The following is a 22300-nucleotide window of genomic DNA, read 5'->3' as shown; positions in this document are numbered from 1 at the left end:
GAGCGAAGGCAGGATGGTCGCCACCGCCTTTTGCGCCGTCGTCTGGTCCCAGTCGCCGGTCACCGAGCCGACGATCTTGAACTCGGGATGGGCGGCGACGCCTTCGAGGATGCCGGCATGGATGGCATCGTCGATCGAGGTGCCGGCGAGGCCGCGGATTTCCAGCAGATTGCCGCCCTTGGGCTGGAATTTGGCCATCTGCTCGACTTCCTGCTTGCCCATGTCCTTGAAGTCGACGACGACGCGGTAGGCGCAGGGCTCGGTCACAATGCCGTCGAAGGAGACGACGACGATACCGGCATCGCAGGCCTGCTTAATGGCGCCGTTGAGCGCATCGGGTGAAGCCGCGTTGATGACGATGGCATCATAGCCCTGCAGGATGAGATTCTGCACCTGCGCGGCCTGCGTCGGCACCTCCTTGTCGGCGGTGGTGAAGACATCCGCCGCGGCGACGACCTTGTCCTCGACCGCCTTCTTGGTGACGATGCCGTAGCTGTCGAGCATCGCTTGGCGCCACGAATTGCCGGCATAATTGTTGGAAAAGGCGATCTTCTTGCCGCTGGTGTCGGCAAGCGCGGTGCCCGAGGCGAGCATCGCCGTTAATGCACTCAATACGAGCAGTTTCTTCATGTCGGTTCCTCCCGAGGTTGCTGATCTTGACGAATGGCCGTGACGCGTAGCGCCTGTTTTTTATCTATTGTCAGACAAATTTGGAGGAACTGCAAGCTGTCAACTGCAAAGCTTGATGGGACACCGATCAACTTGCGGTGCGATGATTGAAAAGCCTCCCGCTGATGGTCTAGGAACGCGACGGAAGAGAGGTTTGGATGGCAGTAACGCCGACCGTTGCCAAAGGCGCGCCCGGAATTCCGGCGCGCTGGACATCAAGCGCCAAGAGCGGCGTCGGAACCGCCCTTTCGGCAAGAAGCCCGCTCTGGTTCACCATCAGCCACGGCATTGTGAACGAGATCTATTATCCGCGCCTCGACAGCGCCTGCACGCGAGACCTCGGGCTGATCGTCACCGGCCTCGGCGGCTATTTTTCCGAAGAGAAGCGCGATGCCGCCCATACCGTCGAACCTTTCGAGGACGGGGTACCTGGCTACAGGCTGATCAACATTGCCGCCGATGGCACCTACCGAATTGAAAAACGAATCGTTACGGACTCGAAACGACCGGTTCTGCTGCAGGAAACCAGTTTCACTGCGCTCAAGGGCTCTGCGGCGGATCATCACGTCTACGCGCTGCTCGCGCCGCATCTCGTCAATGCCGGCATGGGCAACACCGCCTGGGTCGGCGAACACAAGGGACAGCGCCTTCTGTTTGCCACCGGGCGCGGCGTTTCGCTGGCGCTTGCCTCCTCTTTGCCCTGGGGCGCTTGTTCGGCCGGCTATGTCGGCTTTTCCGACGGCTGGCGGCAACTGCAGGACAGCGGCGCGCTCGATCCTTCCTGCCAGGCGGCGGAGAACGGCAATGTCGCGCTGACCGGCGAGATCGGCTTTTCGGCCGGCAGGACCACCGCCTTGCTGGCCCTCGGCTTCGGCGCTTCGCCGCAAGAAGCCGCCGACCTCGCTTTGGCAAGCCTGAAACAGGGTTTCGAGCCGGCGGCGAAAACCTATGTCGACAATTGGCGAACATTCCAGGCAAGGTTGGAAAAGCTCGACCGCCGCGGCGCCTCCGGTCTGAACACTTACCGCGCCAGCACGGCGGTGCTGGCGACACATCTGTCGGTCGCCAGGCCCGGCGCCGCGGTAGCCAGCCTGTCGATCCCCTGGGGCTTCAACAAGGGCGACGACGACCTCGGTGGCTATCACCTCGTCTGGCCGCGCGACCTGGTCGAGACGGCGGGCGGCTTCCTCGCCGCCGGCGACGGCAGGCAGGCGCTGCAGATCCTCGCCTATCTGCGTTCGATCCAGCAACCGGGCGGCCACTGGCCGCAGAATGTCTGGTCCGACGGCACCGCCTATTGGCCGGGCATCCAGATGGACGAATGCGCCTTTCCGCTGCTGCTCGCCGACGCTCTGCGCCGCGCCGGCCATCTGCCGAAGCCGAAACTCGCCGATTTCCTGGCCATGATCGAGAACGCGGCCGCCTATGTCGTGCGCAACGGCCCGGTCACCGGCGAGGACCGCTGGGAGGAGGACGCCGGCTACAGCCCGTTCACGCTGGCCGTCGAGATAGCGGGGCTACTTGCCGCCGCCGACATGCTCGATGCCTGCGGCAAAAATGAGCCGGCAAACTATCTGCGCGAGACTGCCGATTGCTGGAACGATCAGATCGAGCGCTGGACCTATGTGACCGGCACGGACGTAAGCGCCAAGGTGGGAATTGAAGGCTATTACGTTCGCATCGTCCCGCCCGACGAAGGCGGCGCCGCCTCGCCGAAGGACGGTTTTGTCCCGATCAAAAACCGGCCGCCGGCCGACACGGACAGGCCTGCGGAAGCCATCATCAGCCCGGACGCTTTGGCGCTGGTGCGTTTCGGCCTCAGGGCCGCGGACGACCCGCGCATCCTGAACACCGTCAAGGCGATCGACGCCGAGCTGCGCTGCGCCCTGCCGCAAGGGCCGCTCTGGTACCGCTATAGCGGCGACGGCTATGGCGAGCATGAGGACGGCGCGCCCTTCGACGGCACCGGCCAGGGACGGCCATGGCCGTTGCTTGCCGGCGAGCGCGCCCATTACGAGCTGGCCGCCGGCCGCAAGGACAAGGCGGCGCAGTTGCTGGAGACATTCGAACGCTCGGCGGGCGTGGGCGGCCTTCTGCCCGAACAGGTCTGGGATCGCCCCGACATGCCTGACCGCGAGCTGTGGCTGGGCAAGCCGTCCGGCAGCGCCATGCCGCTGGTCTGGGCGCATGCCGAGCATATCAAGCTGTTGCGGTCGCTGCGCGACGGCGCCGTCTTCGACCTGCCGCCGCAAGGCGTCGAGCGCTACATCAAAGGCAAGACGGTCTCGCCGCTGCGGACATGGCGCTTCAACAACAAGATCCGCTCCATCCCTGCCGGCAAGCTGTTGCGCGTCGAACTGTCGGCGCCTGGCGTCGTCCATTGGAGCAGCGACAAATGGCTGACGGTGCAGGACAGCAGGACGGTCGAAAATGCGTTCGGCATCCATTTGGTGGATTTGCTCGTTAACCGCCTGCAACCGGGAACCACCATCGTCTTCACTTTTTTCTGGCCGGAAGCGATGCGTTGGGAGAATGTCGACTTCACCGTCGCGATCGACCAACCAAACGGCCAGTGAATTCTTCTTTCCTCAAGCAATCGGGATGAAACCATGCAGATCGGAATGATGGGGCTGGGCAGGATGGGCGCCAATATGGTGCGGCGCCTGATGCGCGACGGCCATGAATGCGTCGTCTACGATATCAATTCGGCAAGCGTCGCCGGCATGGTCAAGGACGGCGCTGTGGGCGCCGCCTCGCTGGAAGAGTTCGTCGGCAAGCTCGCCAAGCCGCGCTGCGCCTGGCTGATGCTTCCGGCCGCGATTACCGGCAGGATCGTCGACCAGGTGGCGGCGCTGATGGAGCCGGGCGACATCATCATCGACGGCGGCAATTCCTACTACCACGATGCCGTCGACCAGGCGGCGAAGCTGGCGGTGAAGGGCATCAACTTCGTCGATGTCGGCACCAGCGGCGGCGTCTGGGGCCTGGAGCGCGGCTACTGCCTGATGATCGGCGGCCCGGACGAAGCGGTGAAGCATCTCGATTCGGTCTTCGCCACGCTGGCGCCGGGACCGGACGCCGGAGCCAATCCCTCGAAGGCCGACGGAACGGCGGCTTTCGGCTATCTGCATTGCGGCCCAAGCGGCGCCGGCCACTTCGTCAAGATGGTGCATAACGGCATCGAATATGGCGTCATGGCCGCCTATGCCGAGGGCATGAACATCCTGAAATCAGCCAATGCCGGCAAAAGGCAGCGCACCGCCGACGCCGAGACCAGCCCGCTCGAAAACCCGCAATATTACCAGTTCGATATCGACCTGCCCCAGGTCGCCGAAGTCTGGCGGCACGGCAGCGTCATCGGTTCGTGGCTGCTTGATCTCACCGCCGGCGCGCTAAAGAGCGATCCGGCGCTCGCCCAGTTCGGCGGCCGCGTCTCCGACTCCGGCGAGGGACGCTGGACGCTGAAGGCGGCGATCGACACCGGCGTCCCGGCCCCGGTCCTGTCCTCGGCGCTGTTCGACCGCTTCTCCTCGCAGGGCGAATCGCAATTCGCCGACAAGCTCCTGTCCGCCATGCGCTATGCCTTCGGCGGCCATGTCGAAAAGCCCAAGACCGGCGCGTGAGGGGAGAGACGGCATGAGCCAGGAGAGGTCCGACACGCTGGTGCTTTTCGGAGCGACCGGCGACCTTGCGCACAAGAAGATTTTCCCAGCGCTCTACCAGATGGTCGCCAAGGGAACGTTGGCCGAGCCGGTGATCGGCGTTGCCTTCGACCCTTGGGAGCTGCCCAAGCTGGTGGACCGCGCCCGCGACGGCATCGTCACCGCGCTGGGCGGCATCGACGACATGGTCTTTGCCAAGCTCGCCTCGCTGCTGCGCTATGTCAGCGGCGACTACCGCGACAGCGGCACCTTCGAGAAGCTGAGGACGGCGCTCGGCCCGGCGCAACACCCGCTGCACTATATGGCTGTGCCGCCGACGATGTTCGAGACCGTCGTGCAGGGCTTGGAGCAGTCCGGCACCGCGCGCGGCGCGCGGCTGATGATCGAAAAACCCTTCGGCCACGATTTGCAGTCGGCGCGCTGGCTGAACCGGGTGCTGCATCTGGTGTTCGACGAGCAGTCGATCTTCCGCATCGACCACTATCTCGGCAAGGAAGCGATCCAGAACCTGCTCTATTTCCGTTTCGCCAACTCTTTCCTCGAGCCGATCTGGAACCGCAACTTCGTCGAGAGCGTGCAGATCACCATGGCCGAGGATTTCGGCATCGAGGGCCGCGGCAAGTTCTATGACGATGTCGGCTGCATCCGCGATGTAATCGAGAACCATTTGCTCAACATCCTGCTTCTGCTCGCCATGGAGCCGCCGGTCGGCCGCTCGGCCGACGACCTGATCGACGAGAAGGTGCAGGTGCTGCGCGCCATCCGCACGCTGACCAGGGACGACGTCGTGCGCGGCCAGTTCGACGGCTATCTGGCCGAGCCGGGCGTCAGGCCCAACTCGCCGGTGGAGACCTTCGCCGCGGTGCGCTTCTTCGTCGACACCTGGCGCTGGCGCGACGTGCCCTTCTTCATCCGCGCCGGCAAGAACATGCCGGTGCACGCCACCGAGGTGATCGTGCGGTTGAAGCGGCCGCCGCTCGACGTCTTCGATCCGATCAAGCCGGACGACGCCAATTACGTGCGCTTCCGCATCGACCCGCAGGTGGCGATCTCGATCGGCGCCCAGCGCAAGAGGGCCGGCGACGACATGATCGGCGAGCAGGTGGAGCTTACCGCGCTCGACGACTCCAAGGGCGACATGCCGCCCTACGAAAGGCTGATCGGCGACGCCATGAACGGCAATGGCCAGCTGTTCACGCGCCAGGACGCCGCCGAGCTTGCCTGGCGCATCGTCGGCCCGGTGCTCGGCGACACAACGCCGCCGGCGATCTATGCGCCCAAGACCTGGGGGCCGGCTGATGCCATGAAAGGTTTCGGCCCGCCGGATGGCTGGATCAATCCGACCAGATAATTTCCGGGGAGGAGGGAAATGGCGAAGGCAGCAAAGACCGCCGCGACGGGCAGCGATCCGATCGTGCTCAGCATCGATGTCGGCGGCTCGCATGTGAAGATCCTCACCAGCGCCGGCGGCGAGATGCGCCGCGTTCCGTCCGGCCCGAGCCTGACGCCAGACAAGGTCGTCGCTTCGGTCAGGGATCTTGCCGAGGGCTTGACCTACGACTTGATCTCGATGGGCTATCCCGGCCCTGTAAGGGACAACAAGCCCTCGCTCGATCCCTTCAATCTCGGCAAGGGCTGGAACGGCTATGATTTCACCGCCTCCTTCGGCAAGCCGGTGAAACTCGTCAACGACGCCTTGATGCAGGCGATCGGCAGCTATGACGGGGGCCGCATGCTGTTCCTCGGCCTCGGCACGGGCCTGGGCGCCGCCATGATCATCAGGAATGTCGGCCAGCCGATGGAGCTTGCCCATCTGCCTTACAAGAAGGGCGCGACTTTCGAGGATTATGTCGGCGAACGCGGCCTTGTGAAGCACGGGAAGAAGAAGTGGCGCAAATACGTTTTCGACGTCGTCGGCAGGCTTCGCGCCGCCTTGCAGCCGGACTATGTCGTGATCGGCGGCGGCAATGTCGACAAGCTCGATGAATTGCCTGAAAAATCCCGGCGCGGCGACAACACTCGCGCTTTCGAGGGTGGATTTCGTCTGTGGCGCGACAAGGCGCTGATCGTCTGATATTGTTACATTTCAGTATAATTGTTCAAAACAGCGTGTATTGATGCGACAAACGTTGCGTCGCGCAGATTTGCCGACTAGGAATTCGCCAGCCTGCGGCCCCTGCGGCTTTCGAATTCGCCAACAACGCTGACAGCGCTTTGACATTACACACCGCGAAAGCCGGATCGGTTTCGCGACCTTGCGGCAGAAATGGAGGGACTACGTGGACGAAGACACCAGCACAGCCAAGGAAGTCGATCTGCTCGAGCTCACCGCTCACATCGTATCGGCCTATGTCGCGAAAAACCGCCTGCCCGCTTCGGACCTGGGCGGACTGATCGCCAGCGTCGCCTCGTCGATCGGCGGGATCAGCCAGCCGGCGGAACCCGCCGCGCCCCCGCCGGTTCCCGCGGTCAACCCCAAGCGCTCGGTGACGCCGGACCACATCATCTGCCTTGAGGACGGGAAGAAGTTCAAATCGCTGAAGCGCCATATCGGCGTGCATTTCGGCCTGACGCCCGAAGCCTACCGCACCAAATGGGGCTTGCCGGTCGACTATCCGATGGTCGCTCCCAATTATGCAGCCTCGCGCTCGCAACTGGCCAAGTCGATCGGCCTTGGCCGCAAGGCGGAGCCGGAACCGGTGAAGCCAGCCAAGGGCAGGAAGGCCAAGGCGACCGCCTGAAAGAACGCGCCTGCACCAATGATTTGAGGAAGCCTGCCGAGGAATCTGCCTTGGCAGGCTTTCCGCTTTTGTGGCTTTGATACCACCGGAGATTGGGGAGGCAAGCCATGAACTACGCCAGGATGCTGATCGAGAAGGAAGCGCCGGAGGAATACGGCTACGACCGCATCCGCTACAACCTCTCCGAAAGCTCCATCGCCGACCAGAAGCTTTCCGACATCGGCCTGACGCTGCCCGACCTCACCTTGTTCTATGGCGAGCATCGCGGCGACAAGGAGTTGCGCGCGCTGATCGCCGCGCAGGACAAGGGCGTTTCTCCTGGCGATGTGCTGGTAACGGCGGGCGCCGCCGGCGCGCTGTTCATCATCGCCACCGCGCTGCTGTCGGCCAGCGACCATCTCGTCGTCGTGCGGCCGAACTACGCCACCAACATCGAGACGCCGAAGGCGATCGGCTGCGCCATCTCCTATGTCGATCTCGATTTCGACCAGGGCTTTGCCGTCGACATCGAACGCATGAAGGCGGAGCTGCGGCCGAACACGAAACTGATCAGCGTCACCTGCCCGCACAACCCGACCGGCACGATGATGACACGCGCCGATCTCGACGCGCTGGTCGCGCTTGCCGAGAGCCGCAAATGCCGCCTGCTGGTCGACGAGACCTATCGCGACCTTTCCTTCGGCACCCGCCTGCCCGCGGCGGCGTCGCTCAGCCCGAGCGCCATCAGCGTCTGCTCGCTGTCCAAGGCCTTCGGCATTCCGGGCATCCGCATCGGCTGGCTGCTGACCCGGGATCCGGCGCTGCAGGAAACCTTCCTCGCCGCCAAGGAGCAGATCGGCATCTGCGGCAGCGTCATCGACGAGGTGATCGCCCGCGCCACGCTCGAACGGCGTGACGCCTTCCTCGCCTCGCTGCTGCCGGACATGGCCAGGCGCCGCGACATCGTGCAGGCCTGGATCGACGGCGAACCTCTTGTCGACTGGGTGCGGCCGCAAGGCGGGGTCGTCGGCTTCCCGCGGCTCAATGGCGGTGCCGGCTTCGACCTCGACCGCTTCTACACCCGGCTGCTGGAGGAGCACGGCACCTATGTCGGCCCCGGCCACTGGTTCGAGATGCCGAAGCGCTTCTTCCGCCTCGGCTTCGGCTGGCCGACGGAAGCGGATCTGCGCGGCGGCCTCGACGCCATCTCCGCCGCGTTGCGGGACTGAGCCGCCACTCAAAAGTTTGCATTTTCTTTGATCCAGCGCGGATTTTTGCGCGCGCTGGAGAGCGAACTGGGCTAAACGGTTCTGGCCGGACCAGCGCCCACCGTGCCCCGCCGGCCATCGTCGCAACGGGGCCCTCGAACCATGACAGCCGAAGCAACCTCACCCGACCAGCGCTACGCCGCGTTCCGGCACCGCCCGTTCCTCAGCTACTGGACGGCGCGCTTCCTCACGACTTTCGCCACCATGATCGTCTCGGTCGCCGTCGGCTGGCAGGTCTATGACCTGACCCGCGACCCGTTCGATCTCGGCATTGTCGGCATCGTCCAGTTTCTGCCCTCGCTGCTTCTGGTTCTGGTCACCGGCGTCGTCGCCGACCGCTTCGGCCGCCGGCTGATCATGACGCTGGCGACGTTGGTCGAGGCCGGCTGCGCGCTGGCCCTTTTGCTTCTGACGCTGCGCGGCCTGACCAGCCCGCTGCCGATCTTCATCGTGCTGGTGATGTTCGGCATTGCGCGGGCCTTCTACGGACCGGCTTCGTCCTCGCTCTTCGCCAATCTTGTGCCGCAGGAAGACTTCGCCAACGCCATCGCCTGGAACTCGTCGGCCTGGCAGACGGCGACCATCGTCGGCCCGGTCGCCGGCGGCCTGCTCTACGGCGTTTCGGCGGAAGTCGCCTACGCCACCGCCGCCATATTGATGCTCGCCGCCGCGGTGCTGATCTTCACCATCCCGAAGCCCGCTCAGCAGACGGCCACCGACAAGCCGACGATGCAGACGCTGTTTGCCGGCTTCGGCTATATCTGGAGCGAGAAGATCGTGCTCGGCGCGATCTCACTCGACCTCTTCGCCGTCCTTCTGTCGGGCGCTTCGGCGCTGCTGCCGGTCTATGCGCGTGATATCCTTGAGCTCGGCCCATGGGGCCTCGGCCTGCTGCGCTCGGCGCCGGGCATCGGCGCCATCTGCGTCGCCGTCTGGCTCGCCGGCCATCCGATCCGCGACCATGCGGGCAAGATCATGCTGGGCTTCGTCGCCCTGTTCGGCGCCTTCACCGTGCTGTTCGGCGTCTCGACCATAACCTGGCTGTCAATCGCAGCACTTGCCTTGCTCGGCGCCACCGACATGTTCAGCGTCTATATCCGCGAGACGCTGATCCAGCTCTGGACGCCCGACGACGTGCGCGGCCGCGTCAACGCCGTCAACCAGGTCTTCGTCGGCGCCTCCAACGAGGTCGGCGAGTTCCGTGCCGGCACCATGGCGGCGCTGATCGGCACGGTTCCCGCCGTGGTGATCGGCGGCATCGGCGCTGTCGCGGTTGCGGGGCTGTGGGCCTGGCTGTTCCCGGCGCTGCGGCAGGTAAGGCATCTGAACAGCCGGAATTGATCAATAGCCGGGCCTAACCCGCCGATCCGACGCCGGGCCAATCAGCCTGCGCCGTCGATCAAGGAAATACGGTCGGAAACCGTTCTACTCCGAAAAGCTCACGCTAACGCCGCGCTGCCGAAAATAGGCCTGCATCAACTTGCGGCCGGCGCGGTTGTTCTGCACCAGCCTGGTCGGATCGAAAACCGCCTGTTTCTTTCCCTCTCGTGCCAGTGCCGCCTTGAGGGTTGCGATATGCGCATCCAGGTCGGCATTGTCCGCTCGAAGTGAGGCATAGATGTTTTCGATCGCCTCGGCCAAGGTCAGTTCGCTCACAGTATCTTCCTTTTGATTGATTGGGCGGCGCATAACACAGATTCGGGGCCGCACCGATACCATCCGTTTTTGTTCCTCGCGTTTCGAGGGGATGGCTTCTATCTTGGAAAGAGCCCGATGCTGATGTGGAGAGGCGGGCTCTCACCTGACAGGAGGTTTACGTTGTGAAAATACGCACGACAACGCACAATCATCCCGGAGAACCAGGCGTTATTCTGCTGGATCAGCCATTGGCGAACATGATCGTGGCCACCGACATTCGCGATGGCGCGACGACGCTGTTCGGAACCGTTGATCTCCAGGCGAACTATTCCGGCAAGTACGACATCAGGGTTGAACTGTCCCCGGACGAACTCACACGCGTCTATCGGCTGCTCGTCAAAAATCTCCTCGAGAAAATACAGGAGCTTACCAGCGAGCAAAATCCTTGAAGGCGGCGCAATTTTTTGAGTCGAGCACAGCCGTTCGAAGCAAATTCGGTAACTCTACCCCGCCGCCGGCCGGCCAAAAATCAGCCCCAGAAACTCGCCCAGCCAGCGCTTGAGGTGCATGTCCCAGATCAGCCGGCCGCCGAGATGGTCGCGGCCGGGCTGGGCGCCGGGCAGCTCGAAGCGATGCGCGCCGCGCACCACCCAGCGATGCATCATGATCCGGGTCAGCTCGCCATGGAATTGGATGCCCCAGGCGTTGTCGCCATAGCGGAAGGCCTGGTTGGGATAGGTTTCCGCGGTTGCCAGCAGCGTCGCTTCCTTCGGCAGTGAAAAGCCCTCGCGGTGGAACTGGTAGACCATCTCCGGCCAGTGCAGCAGCTGCTTGCCGGCCTCGGTCGCCTTCAGCGGATACCAGCCGATCTCGACCAACCCATCGCCATGGCCCTCGACCTTGCCGCCCAAATGGTTGGCGAGCATCTGCGCGCCGAGGCAGATGCCGAGGAACGGCCGGTTCTCCTTGAGCGGGATTTCCAGCCAGTCGGTCTCGCGGCGGACGAACTCGTCCTCGTCATTGGCGCTCATCGGCCCGCCGAACACCACCGCGCCGGCATGATCGTCCAGCGTGCAGGGCAATTCGTCGCCCAATGGCGGCCGGCGGATGTCGAGGTCGAAACCTTCTTCCAGCAGCATATGGCCGACGCGGCCGGGGCTTGACGTTTCCTGATGCAGCACGATCAGGATTTTTGGTCTCGGCCTCGCTCTGGGTGGCATGGAAGGCGATGGGTCCCGTTATTCGTCGCTCGACTTGCCCCGCACGCCGGGCACCTGCGCCGCCGCCTTGCGGCGCGCCTCGATGCGGTCACGGCGCTCGACGCCGATCAGCTCGGCGACCCGCCAGACCGTGTTGTCCTCGAGCTCGTCGAGCTCGCCGTCGGCATAGACGATTTCCCACATCAGTCCGATAAAGGCCTTGCGCGCCTCGGCGTCGAGATCGCGCTTCAAGACGCTGGTGAAGGCGTAGAGGTCGATCGCCTCATTGTCGGCGCGCTCGCCTGCGGCCGCCAGCGCGTCGAGCTCGTCGCCGCTCACCGAATAGGTCTCGGCCAGGATCTGCTTGAAGCGCTCCCATTCGACGTCCTGGCGCACGCCGTCGGCGTTCATCACATGATAGAGCAGCGCCGAAGCCGCGACGCGCGGATCGTCGGCGCTCGGCTTGGCCTCGCCGCCTCCAGGCAGATCCCTCAGGAAGGCCAATACGCGCTCGAACATCGATACCTTTTCCTTGCCCGCCAAAACCCTGCCTCAGAACAAACGAAACCGGCGCGGCGATTTTTCCGCTTCCTCTTCCGGCGCGACACCCGGATCGTCGGGCAGAGGAGGTAATTCCGAACTCCGCCCGGCGGTTTCAGCTTCGCTGATATCTTCCGTAACAGCCGCGTCCTTCTCGCCGCCATTCGCCGGCAAGGGCTTCTCGACAGGCGCGTCCGCAACATTCTCGATCGCCTTTTCAGCGGGTGCTGCAGCGGGCGGCGCGGCGGTGATTGCCGGCACCGCGGCATCCGTCTCGCTGTCGATCAGCTGGCCGAGCCGCTCCATCGGCGCACGCCAGGTGAAGGCGTCGAGCTTGCCGGTGACCGGCGACACCGGCGCCCAGCGCTCGGAGATGACGCCGTCCGCCACCCAGGCCGGATCGCGCGGCGCACGTACGGCTTTGGACAGCAGCTGCCTGACCTTGCCCTGGTCGCCGGTCTCGGCTTCCTCGATATCGGCGAGCAGAAGATAGGCGCCCTCGCGGCGATCCATGCGGATCGCGGCCTCCGCCTCGCGCCGCGCGGTGGCGAAGTCCTGCGCGTCGAGCGCCGCGCGCGCCACGGCCATGGACGACTCGGCGTGGTTCTTCTTCAATTCCTGCAGCTTCTTCGCCCGGTTGAGACGGTCGAGCACGGCGTCGCCCGGCCTCGCATGCGTGTAAAGCTCGGCAATGTCGGGATGCGGCTCGGCCTTCCAGGCGGCTTCCAGGATCTTGGAGCCCTTGCGCAGGTCGTTTTGCCGGATAACCAGATCGGCGGCGATCACCGCGGCCGGCGCGAAATCGGGCGCCAGCTTGTTGGCTTCGAGCGCCGCGGTGCGGGCCGCATTCGGGTCGCTGTCGACGAGCGCCTGCGCCTTGGCCGTCAGCAGCACGGCGCGGCGGCGGTTGGCGGCATCGCGCTCGATCTGCCTGGTCGATTTCTGCGCCTCGACCAGCTTCAGCGCGCCGTCCCAGTCGCCACGTTCGGTGAGTTCCTCCAGCGTCGATTCCGCTGCCCAGGCGAGCTGCGGCGCCACCGCCGCCGCGCGGCCGGCATAATGGCGCGCGGCGTTACGGTCGCCGAGCCGCTCGGCCTCCAGATAAAGCCCGCGCAGGCCGAGCAGCCGCATCTCGGGATCGTCGAGCATCCGCTCGAACTTTTCCCGCGCGCCTTCATGGTCGCCTTCTAGTAGCGAGGCTTGCGCGTCGAGCAGGTTGATCAACGGCTCCTGGTCGGAGCTGATCAGCTTCGCCGCTTCCTTGGTCTTCTTGCGCGCCAGCGCCCCGTCGCCGGCGCCGGCCGCGATCATGCCCGTCGACAGCGCCTGGTAGCCGCGGTCGCGGCGGCGCACGCGGAAATAGCGCGAGATCGTGTAGGGGCTGTTCCACAGCGACTTGATCAGCCACCAGACGATCATCACCGCGGCGACCACGGCGACGATCGCCACCGCCGCCACCATCAGCGTGACTTGGTACTGGTAGCCGTTGAAGGTGACGAGCATCTCGCCCGGGCGGTCGGCCAGCCAGGCAAAGCCGAGCCCCAGCGCGAAGACGACGGCGAGGAAGACGAGAAGGCGGATCATCTTGTCGTCCTCACGCCTTCGTCGCGCCGGCAATCAGCGCTTCGAGCTGCTTTTCGACCTCGAGCCGCGCCTTCAGTTTGCCGGCAAAGTCGGCGCCGGCGGCCTTCGCGGCGTCAGGCAGCGTGTCATACTCGCTGAGCGCCTTGGCGTAGTCGCCCTGGTTGACCGCCACTTCCATGCGGGCGACCGTTTCGGGCGCGCCCTTGCCCTCCACAGTGCCAACCGGCCGCACCTTGACTAGCGATTCCGCGCTCGACACCAGGCTCTGGAAGAAACCGGCATTCTGGTCGACCGGCGTCGCCGCCTCGACCATGGCGTTGGCGGCGGCATCAACCTCCGAAGCGATGGTGGCGCGGGTCGGCACGCCCTTCTCGGCATAGGAGCGCAGCGCCGCGAGCTCGGGCGCGTCCGGCGCGATGGCCGCGAAAGTGTCGAGCTCGGTCGCGAAGGGCGCGCCGCGGTCGAGCGCCGACTTCAGCGCCGAAGCCACGATGGCCAGCGCGATCTTGGGCTGCGAGGCCTGCGCCTCAACCTTGCCGGAAAGCTGCGACACGGACTGCTCCAGCGCCGCCACCCGGCCATCCTCGGCCTTGGCCGCGTCGCCGGTCGATTTGACCAGAGCGTCGAGCCCGGCGATCTTCTCGTTGAGCGGACCGAGGTCAACGGGTGCCGCGTTGCCGTTCTTCTGCAGATCGGCAACGGCGGTCTCGATCTGGCCGACCTTGTCGCCGAGCGCCTTGAGCGCCGCGCCGTCGCCGCCTTGTCCCGCCGAGGATTTCAACGCCGCCACTTCCGCCTTGACCTGCTCGATCGCCGTGGACAGGGCGTCCGCCTTGGCGGAGCCTCCCTTGTCGCCGCTTTCCTTCAGCGCCACGATCTCGCTTTTCAGCGAGGCGATCTCGCCATTGACGCCTTCGAGCGATCCGCCGTTCGATCCCGGCGCGCCAAGCAGGCCGACCGCCTGCAGCAGGCCGGCGCCGGCGAGCGCGATCACGCCGCCGATGACGCCGGCGGCGATAGCGTTGACGCCGGTTCTCCGCGACGGCTGCGGCCCGCGATCCTCGCTCCTCGTGTCGCTTCGCGTCTCGCCTGCCTTCGATGCCGAGGGGCCGCCGGCGGCAGCGGATGCGTCCTCGAAATTGTAGTCGAAGCCCTGGGGCTGGCTCTTCGGTGCATCGGCGCCGCTTGGATACGGAGCCTCGGGCTCACCTTTGCCGGCTTCGGGCTTTTCGGCCGCCGCCTGGGCGGCGTCGCTATGCTCCCACGGCTCGATATCGGCCTGCTCGGCATGGATCGGCTCTTCCGGCGCCTCCGGCTGCGACGCGGCCGCGGCCTCTTCCGCCTTCGCCTCGTCGGTCTGCACGGCCTTGGCCTTCGCGGCATCCTCGTCGGTGATTCGCGAGACGGCGCCGGGCTCGAGTTCGATGGTCACCGGCTCGCGCCGGGTCTTCGAATGTCGCATCTTCGGCGTCTTGACCATGCTTGGGCTCCGCAAAATGGCTTGGGGATGGATCGAAGGGTCCAGAGCGTCAGGATGCTCTAGCACATCACCAAGCGGTGAAAAGGGGCGGTGTGATGACGCGGCCTAGAGCAATTCCAGGAAAAGTGTGAGCGGTTTTCCGTCCGGAATTGCGTAAAAACAAAGAGCTAAGGCGTTTCACCGTTTCCGTGAAACGGTGAAACGCCTTAGCGCGGTTGCGACAAAAGCGCGAGCAGCGCCTCTTCCTCAGGCTGAGATGCGACGCGGACCCTGCTGCCGGCAATGCCTTCCATCGGCTGGCCGACGCGCGTCGAGAGCGCCAGGAACTGCGTTTTTTCAAAGAGATACCGTAGCGTCGGCCGCGCCATCAGGCCGACCAGCGCTAAGCTGGCCTTGGCTGAATAGAGCAGCGCGGCCTCGACCGGCTGGCCCGACAGGCCGGCGACCACATCGGCATCGCCATGGTCGACGCCTGTCGTGTCGTAGGTCTCGATCGGCTGGACATGGACGCCCGCCGCCGTCATTCGCTGCTCGAACACCGGAAAGCGGACGCGGCCGCACAGATAGACGATTGCCTTGCCGGCAAGGCCGCCGGCGATGGCGCCGGCCAGCGCCTCGGCATCGCCCGGACCTTCCGCGACCGATAAAAATCCCGCCGCGCGGCAGGTTTCGGCCGTCCGTTTGCCGACCGCGTGGCATGGCAGGCCCGCAAGCGACGCGACCAGCGCCCTTGGCGCGTGGCGCACCGCATTGGCGCTGGTGACCGCAACCGCGACGGCATCGGCGCCGATGCTCGCCTCGACCGGCAATGCCCTCGTCTCGGTCAGCGGCAGCAGGACAGGCTGGAATCCCAGGGTTTCGAGGCGTCGTGCCGTGCGCGACGCGCCGGGCTCCGGCCTCGTCACCAGGACGCGGACCATGTCAGGCCCAGCCGTCGAAGAATTCAGCGCCCGCCCTGGCGCGGACCGTCCGCGCGGCGTCGAGCCCGATCTCCGCCGCGTCCGCGGCCTCGCCTTCCAGCCGTACCTCATGCGATTGCGTGCCGTCGGGCGAGATGATCAGCCCGGCGAAGGACAGTTTTTCGCCTGCGACCGTCGCATGGCCGGCGATCGGCGTGCGGCAGGAGCCGTCGAGCGCGGCGAGAAAGGCGCGCTCGCAGGCGAGTGCCTGGCCGGTCGGCACGTGATGAATCGCCGCCAGCATTTTTTCGACGTCGCGGTCGCCGATGCGGGTTTCGATGCCGATCGCGCCTTGCCCCGGCGCCGGCGGAAAATGCTCGAGCGACATCAGGTCGGCGATGACATGTTCGAGCCCGAGCCGCTTCAGCCCGGCATAGGCCAGGATCGTGCCCTCGGCGACGCCTTCTTCCAGCTTGCGCAGCCTTGTCTGCACATTGCCGCGGAAGATCACCACCTCGAAATCCGGCCGCATGCGGCGAAGCAGCGCCTGGCGCCTGAGCGACGACGACCCAACCACCGCGCCATGTGGCAGGTCGGCGATCCGCTTCACCCGTTTGCCGATGAAAGCGTCGCGCGCGTCCTCGCGCGGCAGGAAGGTGACAAGTTCCAGCCCGTCGGGCAGCACCGTCGGCATGTCTTTCGACGAATGCACTGCGATGTCTATGCGGCCGTCGAGCAGCGCTTCCTCGATTTCCTTGGTGAACAAGCCCTTGCCGCCGGCCTCCGAGAGCGGCCGGTCCTGGATACGGTCGCCGCTGGTCGAGATGGGCACCACCTCGAGCGCCTGCTCGGGCAGCCCATGCGCCTGCATCAGCCGCGCCCGTGTCTCATGCGCCTGGGCCAGCGCCAGCGGGCTGCCGCGTGTTCCGATTTTCAAAGTTTGCATGGCGCGCGGTCCGTGATAACCCCCGTCCTTGGCCGAGGTCTGTCGAGATTCAGGTCAGGCCGCGCCGAAAATGGTTGGTTCCGAGAACCGGAGCGGAGCGTACTTGAAGTACGTGAGCACCGGAAGCGCAGGAACCCGTCATTTGCAGGCCGGCATCACCTGAATATCGATAGACCTCTGGTGATACAATCTTTGAGGTCAGCGACCAATTGATCCGCGTTCTGGGCATTGAGACGAGCTGCGACGAGACGGCGGCCAGCGTAGTGGCGCTGGACGGCGGCTCCGCGCCCGAAATCCTGTCCCCAAAGATCCTATCAAATGTGGTGTTGAGCCAGATCGAGGAGCATGCCGCCTTTGGCGGCGTCGTGCCGGAGATCGCCGCGCGTGCCCATGTCGAGGCACTGGACGGCATCGTCGAGGCGGCGCTCGCTGACTCGTCCGTCTCGCTGGACGAGGTCGACGCCATCGCCGCCACCGCCGGTCCCGGCCTTGTCGGCGGGCTGATCGTCGGCCTTATGACGGCCAAGGCGATCGCCGCGGCCGCCAACAAGCCGCTGATCGCCATTAACCACCTCGAGGGCCACGCGCTGACCGCGCGGCTGACCGACGGTCTCGACTTCCCCTACCTGCTGCTGCTCGTCTCCGGCGGCCACACCCAGATCGTCGCGGTGCGCGGCGTCGGCGACTACCAGCGCTGGGCGACGACCATCGACGATGCGCTGGGCGAAGCCTTCGACAAGACCGCCAAGATGCTCGGCCTGCCCTATCCCGGCGGCCCGAATGTCGAGAAGGCGGCGGCTAAAGGCGATGCGAGTCGCTTCGCCTTCCCGCGCCCGATGAAAGGCTCGGCGCAGCCGGATTTCTCCTTCTCCGGCCTGAAGACGGCGGTGCGCCAGGCGGCGACCGCGATTGCGCCGTTGAGCGACCAGGACGTCGCCGACATCTGCGCCTCGTTCCAGGCGGCGGTGGCCGACGCGCTGGGCGACCGTGTTGGCCGCGCGCTTGCCCGCTTTCGCCAGGAATTTCCCGACCAGGCAAAACCGGCGCTGGTCGTCGCCGGCGGCGTTGCCGCCAACCGCACCATCAAGGCGACGCTCGAAGCGCTTTGCGCGCAAACCGGCTTCGCCTTTGTCGCGCCGCCGCAGAAATTGTGCACCGACAATGCGGCGATGATCGCCTGGGCCGGCATCGAACGCCTGCGCGCCGGCATCGCCGACGAAAATAGCGCCGACTTCGTGCCGCGTTCGCGCTGGCCGCTCGACAGCGTTTCCGCGCCCATGGTCGGCTCGGGCCGGCGTGGGGCCAAGGCATGAGCGCCAAGGGAACGAGCGGCACGAAATCCGGCAGCGGCTGGCGCGTCGCGGTGCTGGGCGGCGGCGCCTGGGGCACGGCGCTGGCCCTTGCCATGCTGCGCGCCGGCCATGACCTGCGGCTCTATGCGCGCGACACTGAGACCGTCGCCGCCATCGCCCGCGGCGAGAACCCGCGCTATTTGCCCGGCATCAAGATCGCGCCCGGCATCCCGGCGACCAGCGATATGGCGGCTGCGCTCGACGGTGCCGACTGCGTGCTCGCCGTGACGCCCGCGCAGTCTCTGCGCGCCGTCCTGGCCGCCGCTCGCAACCATGTGCCCCGGGGAGCGCCGCTGGTGCTCTGCGCCAAGGGCATCGAGCGCGACACCGGCGCGCTGCTCTCGACGATCGTCGAGGAAAGCCTGCCCAAAAATCCGGTCGCGGCGCTTTCCGGCCCGAGCTTTGCCAGCGATGTCGCACGCGGCCTGCCGACGGCCGTCGTAGTCGCGGCCCGCGAGGCGGAGTTGGCGGCCGAGCTTGCCGCCCGCTTCTCGGCGGAGAACCTGCGCTGCTATTCCAGCGACGACCTGATCGGCGTCGAGATCGGCGGCGCGCTGAAGAACGTCTTTGCCATCGCCGCAGGCGCCGTCACTGGCGCGGGCCTCGGCGCCAGCGCCCAGGCCGCCATGGTGACGCGCGGCTTCGTCGAGCTGCGCCGCATCGGCGCCGCTTTCGGCGCGAAGCCGGAGACGCTGATGGGGCTTTCCGGCCTCGGCGACCTCTTGCTCACCTGCTCCTCGGCACAGTCGCGCAACTTCGCCTATGGCCTGGCGCTCGGCCAGGGCAAGCCGCTTGCCGGCCTGCCGCTGGCCGAAGGCGTGCCGACGGCCGGCATTGCCGCCCGTATCGCCGCCGAGCGCGGCATTGAGGCGCCGATCATTTCGGCCGTCGCCGCCATCCTCGACGGCAAGATCACCATCGGCCAGGCGGTCACCGCGCTGATGACACGCCCGCTCAAGACCGAAACCGACATATGAACCATCGGAGTTGAAAAATGCTGTTTGCGTTGATTTGCAAGGACAAGCCCGGCAGCCTGCAGCTGCGCATCGACACCAGGCCCACCCACGTCGCGTTCCTGGAGGGATTGAATGGCGAGGGTAAGCTCGCCTTCGCCGGACCGTTCCTGAACGCCGAGGGCAAGCCGGACGGCAGCCTCGTGGTGGTCGAGGCGCCGGACCTGGCGGCAGCGCAGGCGCTGTCGGCGGCCGACCCCTACGCCAAGGCGGGCCTGTTCGAAAGCGTCGAGATCCGTCAGTGGAACTGGACCTTCAACAAGCCTGCGGCTAGTTAATCCCAACCGCCTGCGCTGGAGGAACAAATGAACTATTGGCTGTTCAAGTCCGAACCCTCGGTCTTTTCCTTCGAGGCGCTGAAGGCCAAGGGCAAGGCCGGCACGCAATGGGACGGCGTGCGCAACTACGCCGCGCGCAACAACATGAAGGCGATGCGGATCGGCGATCTCGGCTTCTTCTATCATTCCAATGAGGGGCTGAACATCGTCGGCATCGCCGAGGTCTGCGCGCTGGCGCATCCCGATACGACGACCGACGATCCGCGCTGGGAATGCGTCGACATCCGCGCCTTCAAGGACGTGCCGAAGCCGGTGACGCTGGAGCAGGTCAAGGCCAACCCGAAATTGGCCGAGATGGCGCTGGTCCGGCTCGGCCGGCTTTCCGTGCAGCCGGTGACGCCGGCCGAATGGAAAGAGGTCTGCCGCATGGCCGAGCTCAACCCGGCGCCGTGACGAAGCTTACGCCCAGGAGCGCCAAAAAGTTCATCCTCGACAACACGGCGCTGATGGCGCCGCCGCATGTGCCGGAAGTGCTTTTGCACCTCGCCGACGAGGCGCATGATCTTTGGCTGCGCACCGAGGAGGAGCTGGCCGAGATCGGCCTGCCGCCCCCCTTCTGGGCCTTCGCCTGGGCCGGCGGCCAGGGCCTCGCCCGCTATGTGCTCGACAATCCCGGGACGGTGCGCGGCAGACGCGTGCTCGACTTCGCCTCCGGCTCAGGCCTCGTTGCTATTGCCGCGATGAAGGCAGGTGCTGCGCAAGTGATCGCCGCCGACATCGATCCTTTCTGCGAGACGGCGATCGCGCTTAACCTCGAAGCCAACGGCGTCGAAGCGCAATTCCTCGGCGCGGATTGCATCGGCGCCGACGATGGCTGGGACGTCCTGCTTGCCGGCGACGTCTTTTACGACAAGGCTTTCGCTGACAGGCTGCTGCCCTGGTTCACGAGCCTGCGGGCGCGCGGCGCCGAGATCCTCGTCGGCGACCCCGGCCGCGCCTACCTCCCCAGAACCGGGCTGCAATCACTTGCCGTCTACCAGGTTCCGGTGACGCGCGTGCTGGAGGATGCCGAAGTCAAGCGCACGACCGTCTGGCGCCTCGCTTGACGCGATCGCCGAACAAGCGTTCCATCGCGTCTCGATCTGGAGGGGAAAGCATGGATTTTTCGGTCGTGAACTGGCTGGCGGTGGTTGTCGCCGCCGTCGTCGCATGGTTGTTCGGCGCGGCCTGGTATATGAGCCTGAGCAAGCCTTGGCTGAAGGCGGCCAAGCTCGACCCTGCCACCATGCAGCGCTCGGCCGTTCCGTTCATCATCAGCTTCATCGCCGAGCTGGTCATGGCGCTTGTCCTGACATTGGTGGTGGGCGCCATAACTGGCGGGGAACCGAACCCGGTCGCAGGCTTGCTGTTCGGCTTCGTGCTTTGGCTGGGGTTCATCGTCACCACGCTTGCCGTCAACCACCGCTATCAAGGTTTCGGCTGGGCGCTGACCCTGATCGATGCCGGCCACTGGCTGGGCGTGATGCTGATCATCGGCGCCGTCATCGGCTGGTTCGGCGCGCCCGCGGCACCAGCGGGCTGACAACAGGTCTTATGTCGGCGTTTTCGCCACCTCGTCCAGCAGCCATTCGCGAAAGGCGATGACCCGTGCGTCGTCTTTCGCGGTCTCGGGGTAGACCAGGAAATAGGCGAATTCCGGCGCGATCTTGATGCCGAGCTCGAAAGGCCGCACCAGGCGCCCTTGCGAAAGATCGTTGGCGACCATGGCGAAGTCGGCCAGCGCCACCGCATTGCCGTCCAGCGCCGCCTGGGTGGCATCGGTTGACGAACCGAACACCAGCACGCGGCTGTCGTCGAAATCGTCGACGCCGGCCGCCTGCATCCACATGCTCCAGTTCGGCCAGGTCACGCCCTGCCGCGACCATTCGATATGCGCGAGCGTGTGGTTGAAAAGGTCGCGCGGCTCCTTCAGCGGCGGACCCGACGCCAGCAGCGCCGGGCTGCACACCGGGATGATGATGTTCTCAAACAGCCGGTGCGCGCGGAGCCCCGGATATTTACCGGTGCCGAAGCGGATGCCGATATCGACATCGTCGCGCTCGAAATCCCTGACGTCGTAGGTGATGTCGAAGCGCAGCTCGATGCCGGGCTTCTGCCGGCGAAAGTCGTCGACCCGGCGCATCAGCCATTTCGTCGCGAACTGCGCGTCGAGCGTCACCTTCAGCAATGCCGTGCCGCGCGTCATCTTGCGGGCGCGGCTGACCGCCCGGTTGAGCAGGTCGAGCGCGTCGATCGACGCGTCGTGCAGCAGGCTGCCTGCCTCGGTCAGGCGAATGCTGCGGCTGGTGCGCGTGAACAGCACCAGATCGAGTTGATCTTCGATTTCCTTGATCTGGTGGCTGACCGCCGCCGGCGTCAGCCCGAGCTCGTCGGCGGCGCGGGTGAAATTGAGGTGCCTGGCGGCCGCCTCGAACGTCCGCAGCGCTCGCGTTCCGGGCAGCAGTTTGGACATCCGATCTCCAAACAAAACTTGATGATCAGAAAAGAACTACTCGTTTCCCGTTTGTTTTTCAATCCGGCATCATGGCTTCATCGAAACACCGTCAAACCGGATTTGATATCCGGAGAACACTGGATAAAGCCATGACCGAGATCGCCCTGAAGCCCTGCACCCCCCTGGAATCGCCCTCGAGCCTAACTCTTTGGCTGCGTTCGGCACGCGATTGGCTGCGCCAGGCCCGTGTCGCCGTCCGGCTTCCCCTAGAGTCGGTAGAAGACCTCTCCGACAGCCAGTTGCGCGACGTCGGCGCCGAACGCCGGGATATCTCGAAGACGATGGATCGAGAGCTTCGCGAGATCGGGCTGCTCGGCACGGGTTGGCAGCAGCCGAAGCGGTCGAGGGGCTATTGAGATTCAGGTCAGGCCGAGTCGGAGTCGAAGACGGGCGCGAAGCGACCAAACTGGGTGGGTTCCGAGAACCGGAGCGGAGCGTACTTTTCGTACGTGAGCACCGGAAGCGCAGGAAACCGCCATTTGCAGGCCGGCCTCACCT

At 65.5% G+C, this 22300-nt stretch carries 24 protein-coding genes; 15 read left to right on the top strand and 9 right to left on the bottom strand.

The features are described 5' to 3' along the window. The coding region (locus tag E5X34_RS18240; protein ID WP_292567488.1) for a substrate-binding domain-containing protein at positions 1 to 630 on the bottom strand (630 nt) is incomplete at its 3' end. Positions 631 to 827: 197 nt separating this feature from the next. Between E5X34_RS18240 and E5X34_RS18235 the strand changes: the two genes are divergently transcribed. From E5X34_RS18235 to E5X34_RS18205, 7 genes are all read left to right on the top strand, one after another. Next, entirely contained in the window at positions 828 to 3245 is a 2418-nt protein-coding gene (locus E5X34_RS18235; protein ID WP_292567485.1) for a glucan 1,4-alpha-glucosidase, read from the top strand. A gap of 33 nt (positions 3246 to 3278) precedes the next feature. Beyond that, positions 3279 to 4292, top strand: coding sequence for a phosphogluconate dehydrogenase (NAD(+)-dependent, decarboxylating) (gnd, locus tag E5X34_RS18230; RefSeq protein WP_292567482.1), 1014 nt, complete (start codon positions 3279 to 3281; stop codon positions 4290 to 4292). A 13-nt stretch (positions 4293 to 4305) separates the two neighbouring features. Next, a complete protein-coding gene (gene zwf, locus E5X34_RS18225; protein WP_292567480.1) occupies positions 4306 to 5682 on the top strand; it encodes a glucose-6-phosphate dehydrogenase in 1377 nt (458 codons plus the stop codon). Between the two features lie 18 nt (positions 5683 to 5700). Then, positions 5701 to 6405 carry an ROK family protein gene (locus tag E5X34_RS18220; protein WP_292567477.1) on the top strand — a complete coding sequence of 235 codons (705 nt, stop codon included), beginning with the start codon at positions 5701 to 5703 and terminating at the stop codon, positions 6403 to 6405. Positions 6406 to 6610: 205 nt separating this feature from the next. Next, the gene (locus tag E5X34_RS18215) at positions 6611 to 7072 is read left to right on the top strand and encodes a MucR family transcriptional regulator (RefSeq protein WP_292567474.1); all 462 of its coding nucleotides are present in this window, start codon (positions 6611 to 6613) and stop codon (positions 7070 to 7072) included. 107 nt (positions 7073 to 7179) lie between these two features. After that, entirely contained in the window at positions 7180 to 8280 is a 1101-nt protein-coding gene (locus tag E5X34_RS18210; RefSeq protein ID WP_292567472.1) for an aminotransferase class I/II-fold pyridoxal phosphate-dependent enzyme, read from the top strand. Positions 8281 to 8421: 141 nt separating this feature from the next. After that, positions 8422 to 9660 (top strand): MFS transporter, encoded by a 1239-nt coding sequence (locus E5X34_RS18205; RefSeq protein ID WP_292567469.1) that lies wholly within the window; start codon positions 8422 to 8424, stop codon positions 9658 to 9660. 84 nt (positions 9661 to 9744) lie between these two features. Here the strand turns inward: E5X34_RS18205 and E5X34_RS18200 are convergent, their stop codons facing one another. Further along, the gene (locus E5X34_RS18200; RefSeq protein WP_292567466.1) at positions 9745 to 10008 is read right to left on the bottom strand and encodes a hypothetical protein; all 264 of its coding nucleotides are present in this window, start codon (positions 10006 to 10008) and stop codon (positions 9745 to 9747) included. A gap of 131 nt (positions 10009 to 10139) precedes the next feature. On the opposite strand from E5X34_RS18200, the gene E5X34_RS18195 reads away from it, so the two are divergent. After that, positions 10140 to 10406 (top strand): hypothetical protein, encoded by a 267-nt coding sequence (locus tag E5X34_RS18195; protein ID WP_292330702.1) that lies wholly within the window; start codon positions 10140 to 10142, stop codon positions 10404 to 10406. Positions 10407 to 10460: 54 nt separating this feature from the next. Here E5X34_RS18195 and E5X34_RS18190 read toward each other — a convergent pair whose 3' ends face one another. The 6 genes from E5X34_RS18190 to hemC all read right to left on the bottom strand — a co-directional run bounded on the left by E5X34_RS18190 (position 10461) and on the right by hemC (position 16605). After that, positions 10461 to 11177, bottom strand: coding sequence for a glutamine amidotransferase (locus E5X34_RS18190; RefSeq protein ID WP_292567461.1), 717 nt, complete (start codon positions 11175 to 11177; stop codon positions 10461 to 10463). An 18-nt stretch (positions 11178 to 11195) separates the two neighbouring features. Continuing rightward, a complete protein-coding gene (locus E5X34_RS18185; RefSeq protein WP_292567458.1) occupies positions 11196 to 11675 on the bottom strand; it encodes a TerB family tellurite resistance protein in 480 nt (159 codons plus the stop codon). Between the two features lie 33 nt (positions 11676 to 11708). Next, positions 11709 to 13280 carry a heme biosynthesis protein HemY gene (locus E5X34_RS18180; protein WP_292567455.1) on the bottom strand — a complete coding sequence of 524 codons (1572 nt, stop codon included), beginning with the start codon at positions 13278 to 13280 and terminating at the stop codon, positions 11709 to 11711. 10 nt (positions 13281 to 13290) lie between these two features. Then, positions 13291 to 14760, bottom strand: a complete 1470-nt coding sequence (locus E5X34_RS18175; RefSeq protein ID WP_292567452.1) for a phage tail protein — start codon at positions 14758 to 14760, stop codon at positions 13291 to 13293. A 206-nt stretch (positions 14761 to 14966) separates the two neighbouring features. After that, positions 14967 to 15680, bottom strand: a complete 714-nt coding sequence (locus E5X34_RS18170; protein ID WP_292567449.1) for a uroporphyrinogen-III synthase — start codon at positions 15678 to 15680, stop codon at positions 14967 to 14969. Between the two features lies 1 nt (position 15681). Then, positions 15682 to 16605 carry a hydroxymethylbilane synthase gene (hemC, locus tag E5X34_RS18165; RefSeq protein ID WP_292567446.1) on the bottom strand — a complete coding sequence of 308 codons (924 nt, stop codon included), beginning with the start codon at positions 16603 to 16605 and terminating at the stop codon, positions 15682 to 15684. Between the two features lie 212 nt (positions 16606 to 16817). Between hemC and tsaD the strand changes: the two genes are divergently transcribed. From tsaD to E5X34_RS18135, 6 genes are read left to right on the top strand one after another with little or no spacing between them, the layout of a single operon-like run. Continuing rightward, positions 16818 to 17918, top strand: a complete 1101-nt coding sequence (gene tsaD / locus E5X34_RS18160; protein WP_292567523.1) for a tRNA (adenosine(37)-N6)-threonylcarbamoyltransferase complex transferase subunit TsaD — start codon at positions 16818 to 16820, stop codon at positions 17916 to 17918. Further along, positions 17915 to 18934 carry an NAD(P)H-dependent glycerol-3-phosphate dehydrogenase gene (locus E5X34_RS18155; RefSeq protein WP_292567442.1) on the top strand — a complete coding sequence of 340 codons (1020 nt, stop codon included), beginning with the start codon at positions 17915 to 17917 and terminating at the stop codon, positions 18932 to 18934. The genes tsaD and E5X34_RS18155 overlap by 4 nt, the downstream gene beginning before the upstream one ends. A 17-nt stretch (positions 18935 to 18951) precedes the next feature. Next, entirely contained in the window at positions 18952 to 19248 is a 297-nt protein-coding gene (locus E5X34_RS18150; RefSeq protein ID WP_127250186.1) for a YciI-like protein, read from the top strand. A gap of 27 nt (positions 19249 to 19275) precedes the next feature. Beyond that, positions 19276 to 19701: an EVE domain-containing protein gene (locus E5X34_RS18145; RefSeq protein WP_127884354.1), complete on the top strand. Its 426-nt coding sequence runs from the start codon at positions 19276 to 19278 to the stop codon at positions 19699 to 19701. Then, positions 19656 to 20354: a methyltransferase gene (locus E5X34_RS18140; RefSeq protein WP_292567440.1), complete on the top strand. Its 699-nt coding sequence runs from the start codon at positions 19656 to 19658 to the stop codon at positions 20352 to 20354. Before E5X34_RS18145 ends, E5X34_RS18140 begins: the two co-directional genes overlap by 46 nt. Before the next feature lie 50 nt (positions 20355 to 20404). After that, positions 20405 to 20830: a DUF1761 domain-containing protein gene (locus tag E5X34_RS18135; RefSeq protein ID WP_292567437.1), complete on the top strand. Its 426-nt coding sequence runs from the start codon at positions 20405 to 20407 to the stop codon at positions 20828 to 20830. 9 nt (positions 20831 to 20839) lie between these two features. On the opposite strand, the gene gcvA is transcribed toward E5X34_RS18135, so the two are convergent. Further along, the gene (gene gcvA, locus E5X34_RS18130) at positions 20840 to 21760 is read right to left on the bottom strand and encodes a transcriptional regulator GcvA (RefSeq protein WP_292567434.1); all 921 of its coding nucleotides are present in this window, start codon (positions 21758 to 21760) and stop codon (positions 20840 to 20842) included. Positions 21761 to 21891: 131 nt separating this feature from the next. Here gcvA and E5X34_RS18125 point away from each other — a divergent pair, with 131 nt between their 5' ends. Next, a complete protein-coding gene (locus E5X34_RS18125; protein ID WP_292567431.1) occupies positions 21892 to 22158 on the top strand; it encodes a hypothetical protein in 267 nt (88 codons plus the stop codon). Positions 22159 to 22300: the final 142 nt, after the last annotated feature.

It is taken from the genome of Mesorhizobium sp., from assembly GCF_004963255.1.
In the GTDB taxonomy this organism is placed as follows: Bacteria; Pseudomonadota; Alphaproteobacteria; order Rhizobiales; family Rhizobiaceae; genus Mesorhizobium.
Note: the sequence above shows the minus strand (reverse complement) of the source record. Positions and strands in the feature narration are given on the sequence as shown.